We start from the raw sequence: 17,690 nt of genomic DNA, 5'->3' as shown, positions 1-17,690 counted from the left end.
TATCTCCTTTTCTCTTTCTAATAATTATAAATAGAAATGAAAGTGATTTCTATAATTTTCACAAATAGAGATCAAACTTTCGTAAAAATGTTTCATCTTTACATTATCAGTTCATCAATCCAATAAATAAGTGATATTTTGTTGACAGATAGTCATAAGATAACAATGTATTCATTGTTACATTATTTGTTTAAAATTTCACAATAATTTTGTAACATTTTTTTAATGAAAGCGTTGCATTTTATTTATATAAGATGTAATATACCACTATCAACCAAATAAAAAAAGGGGAGCTGACGCGACGGCTGAGAAGAAATACGATCGGATTTCGACCCATAAAACCTGATACGGATAATGCCGGCGTAGGAATTTTGTTTTTTTAGGTATACATGCTCAGGTATACCTTTTTTTATTGTTTAAAGGAGGAAGTGTATGAGTTACACAACACAAATGGATGCTGCAAGACAGGGGATTATTACACCTGAAATGGAAATTGTAGCCGCAAAAGAATCTATGGATGTAGAAGTATTACGTGAACATATTGCGAAAGGACATGCTATTATTCCATGTAATAAGAATCATACTTCTATTGATCCAAGTGGTATTGGTTCAATGTTGAAGACTAAGATCAATGTCAACTTAGGAATTTCTAGAGATTGCAAGGACATGGATGTAGAAATTGAAAAAGTGAATAATGCAGTAAAAATGGGTGCTGAATCAATCATGGACTTAAGTTCTTATGGTGATACACGTACTTTTAGAAAGAGATTAACTAAAGAATGTCCTGCCATCATTGGTACAGTCCCTATTTATGATGCTGTAGTTTACTATCATAAGGCTTTAAAAGATATTACTGCAAAAGAATGGTTAGATATTGTAAGAATGCATGCAGAAGATGGTGTGGATTTCATGACTATTCATTGTGGAATCAATAGAGCTATGTATGAACGTTTTAAGAATAATAAGCGTTTAATGAATATTGTTTCTCGTGGTGGTTCTATTATGTTTGCCTGGATGGCTATGACTGGAGAAGAAAATCCATTCTATGAACATTATGATGAAGTCTTAGATATCTGCCGTGAATATGATATTACTATGAGTTTAGGCGATGCATGTCGTGCTGGATGTTTGGCTGATGCAACTGATGTGGCTCAGATTGGTGAGTTAGTGACTTTAGGAGAATTAACACAGCGTGCATGGGATAAAGATGTACAGGTGATGATTGAAGGTCCTGGTCATATGCCTTTAAATCAGATTGCCGCTAATATGGAAATCCAGAAGACAATCTGTAAAGGTGCACCTTTCTACGTATTAGGCCCTTTAGTTACTGATATTGCCCCTGGTTATGATCATATTACTGCTGCCATCGGTGGTGCAATTGCAGCCACTTATGGTGCATCATTCTTATGTTATGTGACTCCTGCAGAACATCTTCGCCTGCCTAATCTAGATGATGTTAAAGAAGGTATTATTGCATCCAAGATTGCAGCACATGCGGCAGATATAGCGAAGGGTATTCCTGGTGCCATGGAATTAGATAATAAGATGGCATGTGCAAGAAAGAAGCTGGACTGGGAAGAAACATTTAAATACTCAATTGATCCAGAAAAAGCAAGACGTTATCGTGCTGAAGCAGCACCTGAAAAAGAAGATACATGTTCTATGTGTGGTAACTTCTGTGCCGTTAAGAATATGAACCGTATTCTTGATGGTGAGATTGTAAATATCTTTGATGAATAAGAAAAAAGACGTAACTCATATATATGAGCTACGTCTTTTTGTATTAGTCTAAATCAGCGCCATTAGATTCGCAGACTTTCTTATACCAGAAGAATGAATCTTTCTTACTTCTAGAGAAGTCCCCAGTTCCATCATCATGTCTATCTACATAGATGAAACCATAACGTTTCGCATACTGTCCAGTACCTGCAGATACTAAGTCGATTGGTCCCCAAGTTGTATAACCGATTAGTGGTACACCATCTTCGATAGCTTCATCCATTGCTTTAATATGATCTCTGAAGTAATCAATTCTATAAGTATCATGTACAGAACCATCTTCTTCTACCTTATCAAATGCACCAAAACCATTTTCTACAACCATTAATGGTGTATGAGGATAACGGTCATGTAGGATATTTAATGTATATCTTAATCCATCAGGGTCAATCTGCCATCCCCAGTCAGAAGCCTTTAAGTAAGGGTTCTTAGCACCTGTTGCAAGGTTACCATTTGTCTTTTCAGCATTTTCATCAACTGTTACACAGTTAGACATATAGTAAGAGAATGTATAGAAGTCAATAACGCCTTCTTTAATGATCTTCTTATCTTCTTCAGTAATAAATGAAGTATCAATGCCATGATCCTTGAAATATCTGAACATATATGTTGGATATTCACCACGAACCTGTACATCACCACAGAAGTTATTCTTGAAGTTATCTTCATTAAATGCTGCAAGAATATCTTTTGGATTTGGTGTTAATGGATATAAAGTTGTATGAGCAATCATGTTACCAATCATGAAATCAGGATTGATCTTATGACCTTCTGTTACAACTAATGCACTTGCAACAAACTGATTATGTAATGCTTCAAATGTCTTCTGAGGGTTAGATTTTAATTTGTTTAATGGAATACGTTCATCCGAGTTAACATCTTCTGGGTCCATGATACCTAAACCATAAAGGTCACCTAATCCACCTTCACCCATACATGCGATATTGATTTCGTTGAATGTTAACCAGTATTTAACCTTATCCTTATAACGTTTCATACAAGTAGTGGCATACTTAACGAACATATCAATCACTCTTCTATCAGAGAAACCATCGTATTTAGTCACAATGTTCCAAGGAATTTCATAATGACATAATGTAACTAAAGGTTCAATATTGTGTTTCTTACATTCGTCAAATACCTTGTCATAGAAAGCTAAACCTTCTTCATTAGGTGTTTCATCATCACCATTAGGGAAAATTCTACCCCAGTTGATTGATAATCTGAATACATTCCATCCCATTTCTGCAAATAAAGCAATATCTTCAGCATAATGATGATAGAAATCAATTGCTTCATGGCTTGGATAGAACGCAGTCTTATCAGTCTTTGGTAAGAATGTTCTTGGAGTATTTACATCTCCACCAAGTAACATATCTGGTACTGATAAACCTTTACCATCTTCTAAATAAGCACCTTCACACTGATTGGCAGCAACTGCGCCACCCCATAAAAATCCTTTTGGAAAACCCATTTCCTTTACCTCCGTTCATCTTTTCTGTATGTATTATATACATAATAAAAATCATTATAATTAATTTTCACAATGTGAAAACGTTTTACATGATATGAAAATTATTCAAAGTTATTATTATTTAGAATAAATCCCCTCTTTTATGTTCTCCCATATTAGACATAATACATTCTTGATGTTGCTTATGAACAATATCCCATACATACTCCATACCTGTTGCAAGTGGCTGTTTAAGAAAATCTTCTTCGTCAATCCAATAAACCTCTCCTTCATCACTTGAATGAAGCGTTCCTTCATACTCATTTGTCTTATAAACTAGAATAATATTATGAATAGAATGCTTATACCAATGATATAAACCACATAAGTATGGATTCTTAATTGTAAGACCTGTTTCTTCTTTCACTTCTCTAATCATAGCATCTTTGAATATTTCTTCTTTTTCTACATGACCACCAGGAAAAGTAATACCTGTGTAGGAATCATTGACTTTATTTTGTATTAAAACATGGCCTTCATGATCTTCGATCATACACATATTCATCAAGCAGACATCTTCCTTACGACGTTTCTTTACACCTTTAAACTCAATTGCCTGAACTGGGCATATCTCTAAACAGGCCCCACAATGAAGACATTGTGCAACATCTATTACTTCATTATGAATACAACGTTGAGGACAAATAGTCTCACATTTGCCACAATGAATACAACGGTCAGTGATGGTGTAATAAGCACCATGTTCTTTACTATGAATAGTAATAGGTGCTCTTTTGATATGTGCTGGGTCACTGATATCAAAATATTCACCAGATGCTTCATATAAACAAAAGACATCCAATGCCTTTCTTGTATTTTCTGGATAGATAGACTGCATATAAGTATTCTTTAAGAAGATCTCATCAAGTTTATGAGACCCAATATTCTTAACCTTACCACTTAAACTAAAAGATACTTTTCCTTTAAGTCCTGTTAAGGAAATATACTCCTGGTCCATGAGTTCCTGATAGAAACTCTTTCCTCTTGCAGTCAAGAAATAGATACCTTCTTCATCATACAACATGAGATCTATGATTCTTGTGATTGGTTTTCCTTCATTATTAATAGTCGCCATTGTGACAGAATGAATGTCTTCAACAAGTAATTTAATATAATCCATATAAATACCTCCAATTATTAGTGTATACCACAAATAAAAGAGAGTCCATTATAGACTCTCGACATACTCTTCGAAACATAGATTCTTTTGATGCATCTTTAAGGCAGCTTTCTTACCTACATAACGATAATGCCATGGTTCATGCTTAATATGTGTTATAGAAGTTTTACTCTTAGGATAACGTTTCACAAAACCATATTTATATGCATTTTTTTCTAACCATCTATAAGCAGACTGATTGGTTGTGTAACGGTTATCCCCTACTATATCCACTGCAAGTCCTAATTGATGTTCGCTTGTACCTGGGGCTGCCACATAATTTAATGCATATCTTCTTGCAAGAATCGTAAATAACCCTTTACTCTTATAATAATCTGTACGATTATCTAAGATCTTCTGTTGTGAATGAGATGATCGATATCCTTCATTCACCTGCATATAAATATCATCTTTTCTTGCAGCTCTAAACATTTGTGATAATTCAGGCACAATACGTGAATCTACTTCTTTCCCATTATCTAGCTTTGTAAGAATCACCTTATAGTTATCTGGTATTCTATTTGTATGATTCACAAGCATAAGATTCCAGCCATGATTTGTAGAAGAATCATCTATAAAAGTATCTGAACGAAATATAATATATCCTGATAATATGAGTAATAGAATTCCTAGAACTAAAAGACATTTCTTGAATAATCGCATTTCTTTTCACCTCACAATAGTTATATCGTGAAATGTTGAAAAGAAACATCTCAATTTCCTTACAAAAATATTAAGATTTACTTACTTGATTATAATTTTTCGTGATAAACAAGATAATAGGACGAAGGAATCCACAAGAGAAAACACTTAATACAATAAGCCATGATGCATATTTACATCTTTTAGATAAGAAGTGATAAGCAATAATATGATCGACAATAAAACCAATAATTAATATTACTAGAAACACAACAAATAAAAGATAGTTTAATTCGTCCATCACAAATAAAACATATCCAATGATTAATACAGGAAATGCACAAATAGAAGATATAATGCCGAGCACATGATCTCCTGTGATATTTCCTAGTAAATATTTATTATAGAAAGGAATCCAGCCACGATAGTGTTTAGTATCTAATAATGAAGAAACAAGGAATCCTTCAAAAAGATAACCTACTACATAAGTACAGAGTATCCCTATGAATAGAGATACAAAGATAAGAAACAACGTAGACAATATACCCATTAGAAAAAATACACTTAATGCACCCATAATCATTTACCTCACAATTGAAAAAATAATAATAAATATACTGTAGAGAATAATCACAATACTATGCTTCTTCCATGTCATGCTTAAGTAGCCCATGAATTCTCTAATCAAAGCATTTAATGTAAAATACCATTTAGTGACTGAACCAAAGCCAATACATCTAATTCCTAAATTTTTTGCAAGTATCAAGGCTCTGAAAACATGATAAGACGTTGTTACAAGTCCAACTCGTGGAGACTCTTTAGTCATAAGTTTTGATGAGAATAAGAGGTTTTCTTTTGTATTTGTCGACTTGTTTTCAATGAGTATCTTACTCTCATCAATCCCTTTGTTGATGGCATAGCGTGCCATGGCTTCTCCTTCAGGAATATCTTCTCCCTTGCCTTGTCCTCCAGACATGATGAGTAAGGCTTTGGGATTCTTTTTTAAGATTTCTATTCCCTTATCAATTCTACTTGCAAGTAATGGAGTCACCTGTTCTCCTTTGATGCCTGCTCCTAATACTATTATATAATCCAGTTTCCTTTTTTTGAATAAGTGAAACGTATTTAGGAAAGCAGAAAGGCAATAGCTAGCAAGAACGGATAAGAAATAGAAAACCGTAAATGATATGATTGCATAGAGAACTGTCATTATTTTATTAGAAGACTTAAAAAAGATTGGTCCTACAAATAGATAAACAAATAATCCTATCGCAAATCCTAAAGAAAGAAGATTAGTCAATTTCAATCCTCCATGTTTAATGACTTTAATTCCTTCTACAAAGAACATAATAATAGTTGCAAGTGGAAAAAATAGGATAACCAGTATTGCAACAACGGCTAATAGAACCCCTATATCCATAATAAGTGGATAATGAGTTATTGTTTCAGAATAGTAGAACACATAGAAGAATGCTGTAATAATAGTCATCATGGAAAGACCAAAGAACCCCACACCGCTCCATAAGGTACGTGATTCATAACGCATAAGCATGCAATACATGAAATACAAAATCAATAATATAATGAGTGGAATAAATACCACAAAATCACCTCCTACCATAAAAAGCCACCTAGAAAGATGGCTTATTTCTTACGTTCATGAAGATCACTTAGATCATATGGCGTTTCCTGGTAAACATAATAGTTCAACCAGTTAGAGAATAAGAGATAGGCATGTGAACGCCATTTTACTTGTATTTCCTGAGATGGATCATCATCAAGATAATAGTTTTTAGGTAGTTCTGCAATAACACCTGGTTTCTCTTTGTCACGCTTATATTCTTTATCTAATGTATCTGGATCATATTCAGGATGTCCTGTCACAAAGAACTGAGAACCATCCTTAGAAGCCACTAAATAGACACCTGCATCATCACTTTCTGCAAGTATATCAAGATTTGGATTACTTGAGATGTCTTCTTTTAATACAGTTGTATAACGTGAATGTGGTGCATAGAACTGATAATCAAAACCTCTTAAAATCTTTCTTCTCATCTTTCTTTGATTAGTATGATGACGATAGACACCAGTAAGCTTATGCTTCAATAAGTACTTATCAATATCATAATAATAATGTAAAGCAGCCTGTGAAGCCCAGCAGATAAAGAAAGAACTAAAAACATGTGTCTTAGCCCATTCAAAGATCTCACTTAATTCATTCCAATAGTCTACCTCCTCAAAGGGCATCTGTTCTACAGGAGCACCTGTAATAATCATACCATCATAAGAATTCTCCTTGATATCCTTAAATGTCTTATAGAATGTCAATAAGTGTTCCTTAGGGACATTCTTAGAATCATGAGTAGACATATGAATAAGTTCGACTTCTAGCTGTAATGGTGTGTTAGATAATAGTCTTAATAATTGTGTTTCAGTTGTAATCTTTAAAGGCATGATATTTACAATCAAGATTTTTAAAGGTCTAATACGCTGCGTAGTCGCACGCGTCTGGTTCATCACAAAGATGTTTTCAGCCGTTAAAACTTTATATGCTGGTAAATCATCTGGTATATTAATTGGCATAAAAATTCCCCCTATCTATATGCAAGTAATTCATCAAATGCATCAATAATAAAATGATCTGTCATCCCTGATAAATAATCAATAATACTCTTTTCTAAAGCACGTGAATCATTCTCAAAGTCATAAACAATATGGTTTTGATAACGTTCATCATGAAGTAAAGTACTATAGCGTATCAACCATTTAATATAATGATTAATAATGAGTGGATAACGTTCTGCATCTTTTTTTAAGTCTAAAACAAAATTTTCATGTTGTCCATACTCATATAAGAAAGAAAAGAGACTCTCTAGAATCAATTGTACATATTGCGTATGAATCTTAACCTTCTTTATTTCATAGATCTTTTGATAATTAAACTTCATAAATATCTTCATGATTTCAAAAGCTTCATCAGATAAACCAATATATTCCTCCGTACTATTATGAATCACATCTTGAATAAAGTAATTGACCACTGTTCCATTATTGATTGCTTTAAACAAACCTGGAACAACTGTATTAATTTCTTCTATTAAGCTTTTCATATCTTCTTCATTAAGTATATGTAAGTTCCATGCATCCTCTATATCTCTTGCCAGATAAGCTATCTTATCACTGATTTTTACGACACACCCTTCTAGAGTATAAGGTTGATAGAGTCCTGGTGATTTAAAGTCTTTTAAATCGATTTTTTCATCTCTAGGTTTAATTCTTCTTTGATTCACTTCGCCACAATGGGCTATAATGCCATCTCTCACTGCATAGGTGAGATCAAGATTATGTTCAATATGTTGATCATCCTCTAATAAACATAAATCATCTATTAAGTGAAGGCTATTCTTTTCATGCCAGAAAGGTTCTAAACCATGTTTTATAGACAAAGAAGATAGAATCTTTTCTCCTCCATGGCCAAAAGGGGCATGTCCTAAATCATGTCCAGCACTGATAGCACGTGTAAGTTCAGTATTAAGATCTAATTGATAAGCGATTGTATAGCTAATAGATTCTACTAGATTCACATGCTCAGCACGTGTACATATATGATCATTATCAGGTGCAAAAAAGACCTGTGTCTTATGTTTTAAGCGTCTATAGGCTGTAGTGAATATTATACGATTATAATCTCTCATAAAAGGTGTTCTAAAATCCCCCTGTCTTTCATATAACTGTGACTTTCTTTCTATGCAGTCATTATATTTTGGATTTTCTTTATTCATCGCTTTCATGAAATCACCTCAAAAAAATTATAGCATAAAAAAAAGGCGCCTTAAGCGCCTTAAGAAATTATTTAGATAATAATGATGCAGCTGCTTCATCAACGATGATGATTGCATCTTCATGTTTCTGAAGAATAGAAGCTGGTAGATCTTCTGTCACTGGTCCTTCAACTAAGCCTTTAACTGCTTTAGCTTTTCTTTCACCAGTCGCAATTAATAATACCTTCTTAGCTTCCATGATATTAGAAATACCCATAGTGATTGCATGAGTAGGAACAGCACTTAAATCACCATTGAAGAATAACTTAGCATTGTCTTCGATTGTGCTCTGCTTTAATGCAATGTAGTGAGTCACTGAATCAAATGATGTACCTGGTTCATTGAAACCAACATGTCCATTAGAGCCTATTCCTAATAACTGGATATCTCTTGGATTTTCAGCTAATAATGCATTGTATTCATCACAAACTTCTTCGATTGAACCCTTACCCTTAGGAACATTGATATTATTCTTATCGATATCTAATTCATTGAATAACTGATGGCACATGAAATAGTAATAGCTCTGTGGATGATCCTGTGCTAAACCATAGTATTCATCAAGGTTGAATGACTTGATATCTTTGTAGCTTGTTCCATTAGTCTTATGATCTTCTCTCATTAATTCATAAAGACGGATTGGTGTAGAACCTGTTGCAAGACCAAGGTTTGCGTTTGGTTTATTTTTGATAACGTCAAGCATGATTTCTGCTGCTTTCTGACTTGCTTCTTCATAATCTTTAGTAACAATAACTTTCATATTATTATCCTCCTGTTTACACTTCTATATTATACTCGTTATTCCTATTTGTAAAGCAATATTTTCATATTGTGAAATTTTCTTTATTTATTTTAAAATATATTGGTATAAATTATCTGATAGCGAAACAGTAGTTAAAGAATTATATGGTAACTAGAATACATCTATTTTTCACTATTAAAATAGTGAAAAAATGTCCCTAATTGGCTTCTTTCAACACTTGTAGGTATATATAGAAAGAGTTAGATTAATTTATACCCTCAAAATTGTGTAAATTTGTCAAAAAAATATATATGAAAGAGCTTCTTTCCTTTATTTTGTACCCCTTTTATTGTAAAATATGGAGTATATGGAGGTAGGTCAAAAATGACAAATGTAAAAGGTATTGCGGCATCTAGTGGTTATGCCATTGCTAAAGCATATAAATTAGATATGCCAGATTTAACTGTAACACGTACTACAGTTGAAGACACTGAAGCTGAAATTGCTTTATATAACAAGAGCGTTGCAGCCGTTAAACTTGAAATCGCTGCAATTAAGGAAGCAGCTACTAAAAACTTATCTGAAGAAGAAGCAGCAGTATTTGATGCTCATGCTCAGATTCTTGAAGATCCAGAACTTCAGTCACAGGTTGAAGCTAAGATCAATGATGAAAAGTTATGTGCTCCAGCAGCATTAGAAGATGTAGCTAATTTATTCATTACTATGTTCTCATCTATGGATGATGCATATTTCAAAGAAAGAGCAGCTGACGTTAGAGATGTAACTACTCGTTTAAAAGCTAACTTATTAGGTAAGTCTTTACCTAACCCTGCTTTAATTGATGAAGAAGTTGTAATCATCGCTCATGATTTAACTCCTTCTGATACAGCTCAGTTAAATAAGAACTTAGTTCGTGGTTTCATCACTGATATCGGTGGTAGAACTTCTCACTCTGCTATCCTAGCTAGATTTATGGAAATTCCAGCAGTTGTAGCAACTAACGTTATTACTGAAACTGTCAATGATGGTGACATGGTTGTTCTTGATGGTTTAACAGGTGATGTATTTGTTAACCCTGATGAAGAAACAGTTACTACTTATAAAGCTAAGAGAAAAGAATTCGAAGACTACAAAGCAGAACTTAAGACATTAAAGACTGCTGAATCAGTATCTACTGATGGTCATAAAGTATTATTAGTAGCTAACATCGGTTCTCCAAATGATATCGAAGCTATTAAGCAGAATGGTGCTGAAGGTGTTGGTTTATTCAGAACTGAATTCTTATATATGGAATCAGATGAACTTCCAACAGAAGATTCACAGTATGAAGCTTATAAGACAGTACTTGAAAACGTAAATGGTCCAGTTGTTGTTAGAACAATGGATATCGGTGGAGACAAGAAGTTAAAGGCTCTTCCAGTTCCTGAAGAAATGAACCCATTCTTAGGTGTTCGTGCTATTCGTCTTTGCTTCCAGAGAGAAGAAGTATTCAGAACTCAGTTAAGAGCATTACTTCGTGCTTCAGTTTATGGTGATCTTAAGATCATGTTCCCTATGATTGCAACTGTTGGAGAATTCAACAAGGCTAAGGCAATCTTATTAGATGAAAAGGCTAAGTTAGTTGCTGAAGGTGTTAAAGTTTCTGATTCAATCGAAGTTGGTATCATGATTGAAATCCCAGCTGCTGCTGTTCTTGCTGATCAGTTCGCTAAGGTTGTAGATTTCTTCTCAATCGGTACAAATGACTTAATCCAGTACACTTTCGCTGCTGACCGTATGTCATCTACAATCAACTACTTATATCAGCCATTCAACCCATCAATCTTAAGATTAGTTAAGAACACAATTGATGCTTCTCATAGAGAAGGTAAATGGACTGGTATGTGTGGTGAAATGGCAGGCGAAGCTCTTGCTGCACCATTACTACTTGGTTTAGGACTTGACGAATTCTCAATGTCTGCAACTTCAATTCTTGCTCAGAGAAAACGTATCAGAGAATTATCTTATGAAGATTCTAAGAAGTTAGCTGAAAAGGCAACTACTGAACTTTCTACAATGGAAGAAGTTGTTGATTTAGTTAAAGCTGAAACTGGTATTGAAGGATAAAAAACACAATACTTGAGAGATGAACATTTGTTCATCTCTTTTTTTTTGCATACAAAAAAACCACCTCTATAAAGAGGTGGCAAGTATTGATATTAGTTTGTACCGATAGACATTGTTTCTGGTAATGTAGCACCACCATCAATAACAATCTGAGCACCTGTTAAGTAGCTAGATTCATCGCTTCCTAAGAATGCGAATAATTCACCTACTTCGATAGGTCTAGCAAGACGTCCCATTGGAACATTTGCTGCAATATCATTGATTGCTGCTTCTGGATTTTCTGGGTTAGATTCAACAGCCATCTTTTCAACCATTGGAGTTCTTGCATAACCAAGCTGTGAGCAGTTAACACGGATATTACGTTTAGCATATTCTACAGCTAAGCACTTAGTTAAACCAACTAATGCAGCCTTAGTTGTAGCGTAAGCTGCTTCACCAGCATCAGCTACGATATCACCAGTTACAGAAGAAGCGATAACGATGCTACCTCCACCCTGTTTTAACATATAAGGAACAACTGCTTTACATGTATTCCATACACCCTTAATGTTTACATCAATATGGAAATCACGCATTTCATCAGTCATTTCTTCAAATGGAGCTAAGCGGCAAACACCAGCGTTACAGCAAGCAACATTGATTTCACCGAACTTTTCAACACCTTTAGCAGCTGCGGCATCCATTTGTGCACGATCAGCTACGTTAGCTACTACAGTGATGATTTCAGCACCGTATTCTTTTCTTAATCTTTCTGCAGTATCTTCTACAGCTGGTGATAAGTCAACCATGATTAGTTTTGCACCATATTTCGCATATGTAGTTGAGATTCCTTCTCCAAGTCCTACTGCAGCACCTGTAATTAATGCAACTTTTCCTTCTAATTTAGCCATTTTATTATTCTCCTTTTCTAAACTAAATTTATATATGCAAGCAATCGTTTGCTTTGCTATTAATTTTTAATACTATTTAATTGTTAGAACTTCTGAACTCCATCAGGAGTTTCAATTTCTACTGGATGCTTCTTCCAGTTCACACAAACCATCCAGAGCCACAATAACATACCAACACCAAGATATACACCGAAGCAGATCCAAGAATCAATACCCTGACCAAGTGTACAGAAGAATGCGATAGTGACTGCAATCAACATTGCAAGAACACGGAAAGCATCTCCACCCTTAACAGTGTTTGCACTTACCCAATTAGGATGTTTTCTATGAATACAGATAGCTGAAATCATAGTTAATGCATAAGCACAGACACATCCGAAACTCATTAAGTTAAAGAATGCACTCATGAAGTCAGATGAGTTCTGTAATACAATAAATACTAATGATAATACTAACAAGAAGATGTTAGGTAATAATGGCTGCTGATTCTTGTTTACCTTTGCGAAAACCTTTGGTAAGAAGTTCTTATTAGCCATTGAATATAACATACGTACTGTTGACATCCAGAAACCAAGTAATGAAGCACCCATACCAAGTAAACAAGAAAGAATACCAACGATAATAGGCCAGAATGTCCATCCTAATACTTTCTGCATAGTTAAAATAGTTAAGAAACCATCCTGTGCAAGAGTTGTATGAATGCCCTGTAATCCATCTAATCCTGCAACACAGAAATAGTAGAATACATAGATACAACCACAAGTAAGGATTGAACCGCAAATAGCTTTCTTAGAGTTCTTGATTGGGAAGTCTCCTTCTTCAACCATTTGAGGTACTGTTTCAAATCCGAAGTATGGTGTAATCAATAACGCCATGCCAATAACCCATCCAGGAATACCATTTATAGAACTTAAAGTTGACTGGAAGATATTTCCAAAGTTAGATAAATGCCAATGTCCTGAGAATAGTAATAAGAAACCAGTAATAATAGTAACTGCAATGTTACAGAAAAGCATACCTGCCTGAGCCTTTACTAAGAACTGAACGTTCTGAATACTCATTAAGAAATATAAAACAAGTAATATTGCAGCACAACCAACCATGCCCCATGTACCAAGACCTAGATTTAATGTCTTATTGATCCATGTCATGATAGCCATAACAACAGCTGGTGGTACTGAAATCCAAGCGGCCATGATAAGCCAAGAAGCTAAGAATCCAACATGCTTATTAATACCAACAGTGTTGTAGATTAATTCCCCACCACCAGTGTGGAAAATAGATGCCAATTCACTATATACAAGTGCGACTGGCAAAATAGCTACAGTCATAAGTGCGAATGCGAGGAATGTCCCGCTTCCACAATAACCATAGAATACAGAGTCCCAATAGTTTACAAATGTAAAAATAGAACCTGTTGCAACGGTGTAAACGAAAATCAGCTTAAGACTTTTATTTAAGCCACCCTTGCTTTCTTTGTTGTCCATAAAACAACCTCCTCCATAATTGTAATTGGGAATAGCTGAAAAGCATGATTACTGCAAAAAAAAATGTTCTCTCAAAGAGATACCAGAAAATCATACATAATATGAGATAAGTCCCTTCACATAATCTCACAATCAACTATTCAATTGAAATGATATCACTCATATATTTAAATGTTAGCACTTACATTTCTTTCAGTCAAGTAAATTGGTGAAATGAAATTTTAAAGTACTTTCTTTAATAAATACCACAGAAAAAGGAGAATTTTCATTATAATCCTCCTTATAATCTACAATACTAAGTTACTTCACTTATCTGACTACTATTATTTAGCTATTAATATAAGCTGCTTTTATTCTGATATATTCCAATCAAAGTATCACCTTGAATCATCTTTAATATACGAATCATATCACTTGAAGATACACTGATACATCCAGCTGTTGCCCCACCAGTTGAACAATGCAGAAATATAGCACTACCTGCACCAGGGGTACAAGCCGTATTATAATTAAGCGCTATAGCATATCTATACGCTGTTGGGTAGCTGATCAAATGTTCAGCGCTGCTCCACTGTATACCTGTCTGACTCGCGTCTACGAGGATGATTTCATCGCACAAAAAAACTGACCTATTTGGTCAGTTTTAGTCTCTTTTTCTACAGATAATATGAATTGGCGTTCCTTCAAACCCAAAACGATCTCTTAAGCAGTTTTCTAGATAACGCTTATATGAGAAATGCATGAACTTAGGATCATTTACAAATAATACAAATGTTGGTGGCTGTACAGCAACCTGGTTGGCATAATAGATCTTAAGTCTTCCACCTTCAAATGTAGTTGTAGGATTCATTGCCTGAGCATCTACAATAACATCATTTAATACACTTGTAGTCACACGTTTATGAGCATTCATGTATGCTTCTACAATTAAATCAAATAATGTATTAATACGCTGTTTCTTTAAAGCACTGACAAAAGCAATACGTGCATAGTCAAGATACTTAAACTGTTCTCTTAAGTTCTTTTCCATCTTAGCCATTGTCTTTTCATCTTTAGTCACAGCATCCCATTTATTAACAACTAGGACAACTGATTTACCTAATTCATGTGCATACCCCGCAACATGCTTATCCTGTTCAATAATGCCTCTTTCACCATCGACAACACAAAGAATAACATCACTCTGTTCTACAGCCTTTAAAGCACGAAGTACTGAATATTTTTCAATATTCTCATAGACTTTACCCTTCTTACGCATACCTGCTGTATCGATGATTCTATACTTATAACCATCTTTTTCAAATGCTGTATCAATAGCATCTCTTGTTGTTCCTTCAATATTAGAAACAATAACACGGTCTTCACCTAAAATCGCATTTGTAAGAGAAGATTTACCAACATTTGGTCTACCAATAATAGACACCTTGATTTCATCTTCTTCAAACTCATCTTCTTCATCTGGAAGCACTCTAATAACTTCATCAAGAAGATCCCCTACACCAATACCATGAGCACTTGATACAGGAATTGGTTCACCAATACCTAAGCTATAGAAATCATAAATGTTATCCCTAAATGCCACATCATCAATCTTATTAACAGCCAAAAGTACAGGTTTACCTGATTTCTGAAGCATTCTTGCTACAAAGTTATCTTCACTTGTTAAACCTTCACGTCCATTAACAACAAAGATAATAACATCTGCTTCTTCAATCGCAATCTCAGCCTGAGTCTTGATCTGTTCTGTAAAATCAGCATTCTTTAATTCAATCCCACCAGTATCAATAATTCTAAATTCTTTTGTAAGCCAGCTGGCTTTTGCATAAATACGGTCTCTTGTAACACCTGGTACGTCTTCTACAATAGAAACGCGTTCACCAATAATACGGTTAAATAATGTAGACTTCCCTACATTCGCACGACCTACAATCGCAACAATACCTTTTTTCATATTTCGCCTCCTTATTGAGTCTTCTTTTCAACTAAATTCATAATATGTGCAACAACTTCATCAATAGTCATATCTGAAGTATCAATTTCAATTGCATCATCTGCTTTCTTTAATGGAGAAATCTCACGTGTCATATCTGCTTCATCACGTGCTGCTACTTCCTTCTTGATTTCATCAAGATTAGAATTCAATCCACGACTTAAATTTTCATTATGTCTACGTAAAGCACGACATTCAATAGATGCCACCTGATAGATCTTTAGTTCTGCATTTGGTAATACGACAGTTCCAATATCTCTACCATCAAGAATAACACCACCAGCTTTGGCCATTTCTCTTTGTTGTGTTACTAAATATGTTCTTACCTTAGAATAAGCAGAAACAATAGATGCACCTGCACTGATTTCATTCACACGAATATCTGCAGTTACATCACGATCATTTAAGTAGACAGTGTTATCAGGCATTAATTTAATCTTAATTTCTGGTAATAAACGACAGACAGCATTTTCGTCATGGAAATCAACACCCTTTACAAGTGCATAATATGCCACACAACGATACATTGCACCTGTATCAATATAAGTATAACCTAGATTATTTGCGACTCTCTTAGCAATCGTAGACTTACCTGCAGCTGCAGGCCCGTCAATCGCAATAGCAATTTTTTTCATTCTAAAATCCCCCTAAATATTCAGAAAAGTCATGATAATAAATACAATCACCGCAATCACAAGTAATGCGATCACACCATTCAAAATCTTTGTAAGTTTTTTATCTTCTTGTTTTTCCGGTAATGGTGCTTTCTTTTGTGCATGTTTATTTTCATAGTTTGGTGCACTTCTCACTACTCGTTCCGTTTTCACTGGTTCACGATGTGATATTTCTTCACTGTATTTTCTAAAAGCTTCAACATCTTCTTCAGGTGACATAGCAGCCAACTTGTCCATCAAGCTACCACCCTTCACTGCATGCCCTCTTCTTAACTCAGACGTATGATAATCACAGATGGTATCCTGTGAAGAAGCATCCTCTTTCATTTGATTCAAAATATCAAGACGTGTATCCGTGCGTGTTCTTGTTGTATTGAGATGATCCTCGTGCAATGATTCAAATGGGTTGCTTTCATATTTGAGTGTTTCATATGTCTTTGGTTCTAGACTTTCACGATGATTTGACCTTGGTATAAATGATAAGAAATCATCATCAGCATCATCCTCTTCATGAGGCACATAAGTATCATCATCGATATTGTCACGTAAATCCTTATACTTAGACATTCTTGTCTGTTCTGACATAAATTTCACCACCTAATCGTATCTATTATAGCATACCTATAAAATTAAGAAAATAACTTTCAAAAAACCTCATAATCCGTTATAATGGATATATATGAAATAAGGAGGATATGTAAATGAAAGTTAAAGTTAATGAAGGCTGCTTAGGTTGCGGTGCTTGCGCAGGAGTTTGCCCAGACGTTTTCGAATTAGATGACGAAGGATTAGCAAAAGTAATCGTTGATGAAACTGAAGATCCAGCTGTTCAGGATGCTATCGATGGCTGCCCAGTTGGCGTAATTGAAGCTGAATAATAAAGCAAG

17 protein-coding genes and 1 riboswitch are annotated in these 17,690 nt (G+C 34.5%); of the genes, 3 read left to right on the top strand and 14 right to left on the bottom strand.

Translation table 11 applies throughout. From position 1 onward, the window contains the following. Window positions 1-276: 276 nt before the first annotated feature. Window positions 277-386: riboswitch (TPP riboswitch) on the top strand. 46 nt (window positions 387-432) lie between these two features. After that, window positions 433-1,740, top strand: a complete 1,308-nt coding sequence (thiC, locus tag NQ499_RS04425; protein ID WP_006504752.1) for a phosphomethylpyrimidine synthase ThiC — start codon at window positions 433-435, stop codon at window positions 1,738-1,740. A 43-nt stretch (window positions 1,741-1,783) separates the two neighbouring features. Here thiC and NQ499_RS04420 read toward each other — a convergent pair whose 3' ends face one another. The 8 genes from NQ499_RS04420 to nagB form a co-directional block, all read right to left on the bottom strand. Beyond that, window positions 1,784-3,253 carry a glycoside hydrolase family 1 protein gene (locus NQ499_RS04420; RefSeq protein WP_006504751.1) on the bottom strand — a complete coding sequence of 490 codons (1,470 nt, stop codon included), beginning with the start codon at window positions 3,251-3,253 and terminating at the stop codon, window positions 1,784-1,786. 121 nt (window positions 3,254-3,374) lie between these two features. Continuing rightward, window positions 3,375-4,412, bottom strand: a complete 1,038-nt coding sequence (locus tag NQ499_RS04415) for an NUDIX domain-containing protein (RefSeq protein WP_006504750.1) — start codon at window positions 4,410-4,412, stop codon at window positions 3,375-3,377. A 48-nt stretch (window positions 4,413-4,460) separates the two neighbouring features. Continuing rightward, a complete protein-coding gene (locus tag NQ499_RS04410) occupies window positions 4,461-5,114 on the bottom strand; it encodes a M15 family metallopeptidase (protein ID WP_006504749.1) in 654 nt (217 codons plus the stop codon). A 70-nt stretch (window positions 5,115-5,184) separates the two neighbouring features. After that, window positions 5,185-5,670: a hypothetical protein gene (locus NQ499_RS04405; protein ID WP_040389627.1), complete on the bottom strand. Its 486-nt coding sequence runs from the start codon at window positions 5,668-5,670 to the stop codon at window positions 5,185-5,187. Window positions 5,671-5,676: 6 nt separating this feature from the next. Next, window positions 5,677-6,714, bottom strand: coding sequence for a YdcF family protein (locus tag NQ499_RS04400; protein ID WP_006504747.1), 1,038 nt, complete (start codon window positions 6,712-6,714; stop codon window positions 5,677-5,679). Between the two features lie 23 nt (window positions 6,715-6,737). After that, entirely contained in the window at window positions 6,738-7,676 is a 939-nt protein-coding gene (metA, locus tag NQ499_RS04395; protein WP_006504746.1) for a homoserine O-acetyltransferase MetA, read from the bottom strand. 11 nt (window positions 7,677-7,687) lie between these two features. Then, window positions 7,688-8,884, bottom strand: a complete 1,197-nt coding sequence (locus NQ499_RS04390; RefSeq protein ID WP_006504745.1) for a deoxyguanosinetriphosphate triphosphohydrolase family protein — start codon at window positions 8,882-8,884, stop codon at window positions 7,688-7,690. A 58-nt stretch (window positions 8,885-8,942) separates the two neighbouring features. Beyond that, entirely contained in the window at window positions 8,943-9,674 is a 732-nt protein-coding gene (gene nagB / locus NQ499_RS04385; RefSeq protein ID WP_006504744.1) for a glucosamine-6-phosphate deaminase, read from the bottom strand. Window positions 9,675-10,040: 366 nt separating this feature from the next. On the opposite strand from nagB, the gene ptsP reads away from it, so the two are divergent. After that, the gene (gene ptsP / locus NQ499_RS04380; RefSeq protein WP_259848615.1) at window positions 10,041-11,762 is read left to right on the top strand and encodes a phosphoenolpyruvate--protein phosphotransferase; all 1,722 of its coding nucleotides are present in this window, start codon (window positions 10,041-10,043) and stop codon (window positions 11,760-11,762) included. Between the two features lie 92 nt (window positions 11,763-11,854). On the opposite strand, the gene ucpA is transcribed toward ptsP, so the two are convergent. From ucpA to NQ499_RS04350, 6 genes are all read right to left on the bottom strand, one after another. Further along, complete coding sequence (gene ucpA, locus NQ499_RS04375; protein ID WP_006504742.1) at window positions 11,855-12,652, bottom strand: SDR family oxidoreductase UcpA; 798 nt, start codon at window positions 12,650-12,652, stop codon at window positions 11,855-11,857. An 83-nt stretch (window positions 12,653-12,735) separates the two neighbouring features. Continuing rightward, window positions 12,736-14,139: an APC family permease gene (locus NQ499_RS04370; RefSeq protein WP_006504741.1), complete on the bottom strand. Its 1,404-nt coding sequence runs from the start codon at window positions 14,137-14,139 to the stop codon at window positions 12,736-12,738. A 334-nt stretch (window positions 14,140-14,473) separates the two neighbouring features. Next, on the bottom strand, window positions 14,474-14,692 hold the full coding sequence (locus tag NQ499_RS04365) for a hypothetical protein (RefSeq protein ID WP_244985257.1): 219 nt from the start codon (window positions 14,690-14,692) through the stop codon (window positions 14,474-14,476). Window positions 14,693-14,782: 90 nt separating this feature from the next. Next, window positions 14,783-16,090, bottom strand: a complete 1,308-nt coding sequence (gene der / locus NQ499_RS04360; protein WP_006504739.1) for a ribosome biogenesis GTPase Der — start codon at window positions 16,088-16,090, stop codon at window positions 14,783-14,785. A gap of 11 nt (window positions 16,091-16,101) precedes the next feature. Next, window positions 16,102-16,764 (bottom strand): (d)CMP kinase, encoded by a 663-nt coding sequence (gene cmk / locus NQ499_RS04355; RefSeq protein WP_006504738.1) that lies wholly within the window; start codon window positions 16,762-16,764, stop codon window positions 16,102-16,104. Between the two features lie 12 nt (window positions 16,765-16,776). After that, window positions 16,777-17,388: a hypothetical protein gene (locus tag NQ499_RS04350; protein ID WP_006504737.1), complete on the bottom strand. Its 612-nt coding sequence runs from the start codon at window positions 17,386-17,388 to the stop codon at window positions 16,777-16,779. A 116-nt stretch (window positions 17,389-17,504) separates the two neighbouring features. Here NQ499_RS04350 and NQ499_RS04345 point away from each other — a divergent pair, with 116 nt between their 5' ends. Beyond that, complete coding sequence (locus NQ499_RS04345; RefSeq protein WP_006504736.1) at window positions 17,505-17,681, top strand: ferredoxin; 177 nt, start codon at window positions 17,505-17,507, stop codon at window positions 17,679-17,681. The last annotated feature ends 9 nt before the right edge of the window (window positions 17,682-17,690 follow it).

Source organism: Catenibacterium mitsuokai, assembly GCF_025148785.1.
GTDB lineage: Bacteria > Bacillota_I > Bacilli_A > Erysipelotrichales > Coprobacillaceae > Catenibacterium > Catenibacterium mitsuoka.
Note: the sequence above shows the minus strand (reverse complement) of the source record. Positions and strands in the feature narration are given on the sequence as shown.

What these genes read in the sequence shown, in the direction of transcription:
- thiC (WP_006504752.1), top strand. Translation starts at nt 433, where the DNA reads ATGAGTTACACAACACAAATGGATGCTGCAAGACAGGGGATTATTACA.
- NQ499_RS04420 (WP_006504751.1), bottom strand. Translation starts at nt 3,253, where the DNA reads ATGGGTTTTCCAAAAGGATTTTTATGGGGTGGCGCAGTTGCTGCCAAT.
- NQ499_RS04415 (WP_006504750.1), bottom strand. Translation starts at nt 4,412, where the DNA reads ATGGATTATATTAAATTACTTGTTGAAGACATTCATTCTGTCACAATG.
- NQ499_RS04410 (WP_006504749.1), bottom strand. Translation starts at nt 5,114, where the DNA reads ATGCGATTATTCAAGAAATGTCTTTTAGTTCTAGGAATTCTATTACTC.
- NQ499_RS04405 (WP_040389627.1), bottom strand. Translation starts at nt 5,670, where the DNA reads ATGGGTGCATTAAGTGTATTTTTTCTAATGGGTATATTGTCTACGTTG.
- NQ499_RS04400 (WP_006504747.1), bottom strand. Translation starts at nt 6,714, where the DNA reads ATGGTAGGAGGTGATTTTGTGGTATTTATTCCACTCATTATATTATTG.
- metA (WP_006504746.1), bottom strand. Translation starts at nt 7,676, where the DNA reads ATGCCAATTAATATACCAGATGATTTACCAGCATATAAAGTTTTAACG.
- NQ499_RS04390 (WP_006504745.1), bottom strand. Translation starts at nt 8,884, where the DNA reads ATGAAAGCGATGAATAAAGAAAATCCAAAATATAATGACTGCATAGAA.
- nagB (WP_006504744.1), bottom strand. Translation starts at nt 9,674, where the DNA reads ATGAAAGTTATTGTTACTAAAGATTATGAAGAAGCAAGTCAGAAAGCA.
- ptsP (WP_259848615.1), top strand. Translation starts at nt 10,041, where the DNA reads ATGACAAATGTAAAAGGTATTGCGGCATCTAGTGGTTATGCCATTGCT.
- ucpA (WP_006504742.1), bottom strand. Translation starts at nt 12,652, where the DNA reads ATGGCTAAATTAGAAGGAAAAGTTGCATTAATTACAGGTGCTGCAGTA.
- NQ499_RS04370 (WP_006504741.1), bottom strand. Translation starts at nt 14,139, where the DNA reads ATGGACAACAAAGAAAGCAAGGGTGGCTTAAATAAAAGTCTTAAGCTG.
- der (WP_006504739.1), bottom strand. Translation starts at nt 16,090, where the DNA reads ATGAAAAAAGGTATTGTTGCGATTGTAGGTCGTGCGAATGTAGGGAAG.
- cmk (WP_006504738.1), bottom strand. Translation starts at nt 16,764, where the DNA reads ATGAAAAAAATTGCTATTGCGATTGACGGGCCTGCAGCTGCAGGTAAG.
- NQ499_RS04350 (WP_006504737.1), bottom strand. Translation starts at nt 17,388, where the DNA reads ATGTCAGAACAGACAAGAATGTCTAAGTATAAGGATTTACGTGACAAT.
- NQ499_RS04345 (WP_006504736.1), top strand. Translation starts at nt 17,505, where the DNA reads ATGAAAGTTAAAGTTAATGAAGGCTGCTTAGGTTGCGGTGCTTGCGCA.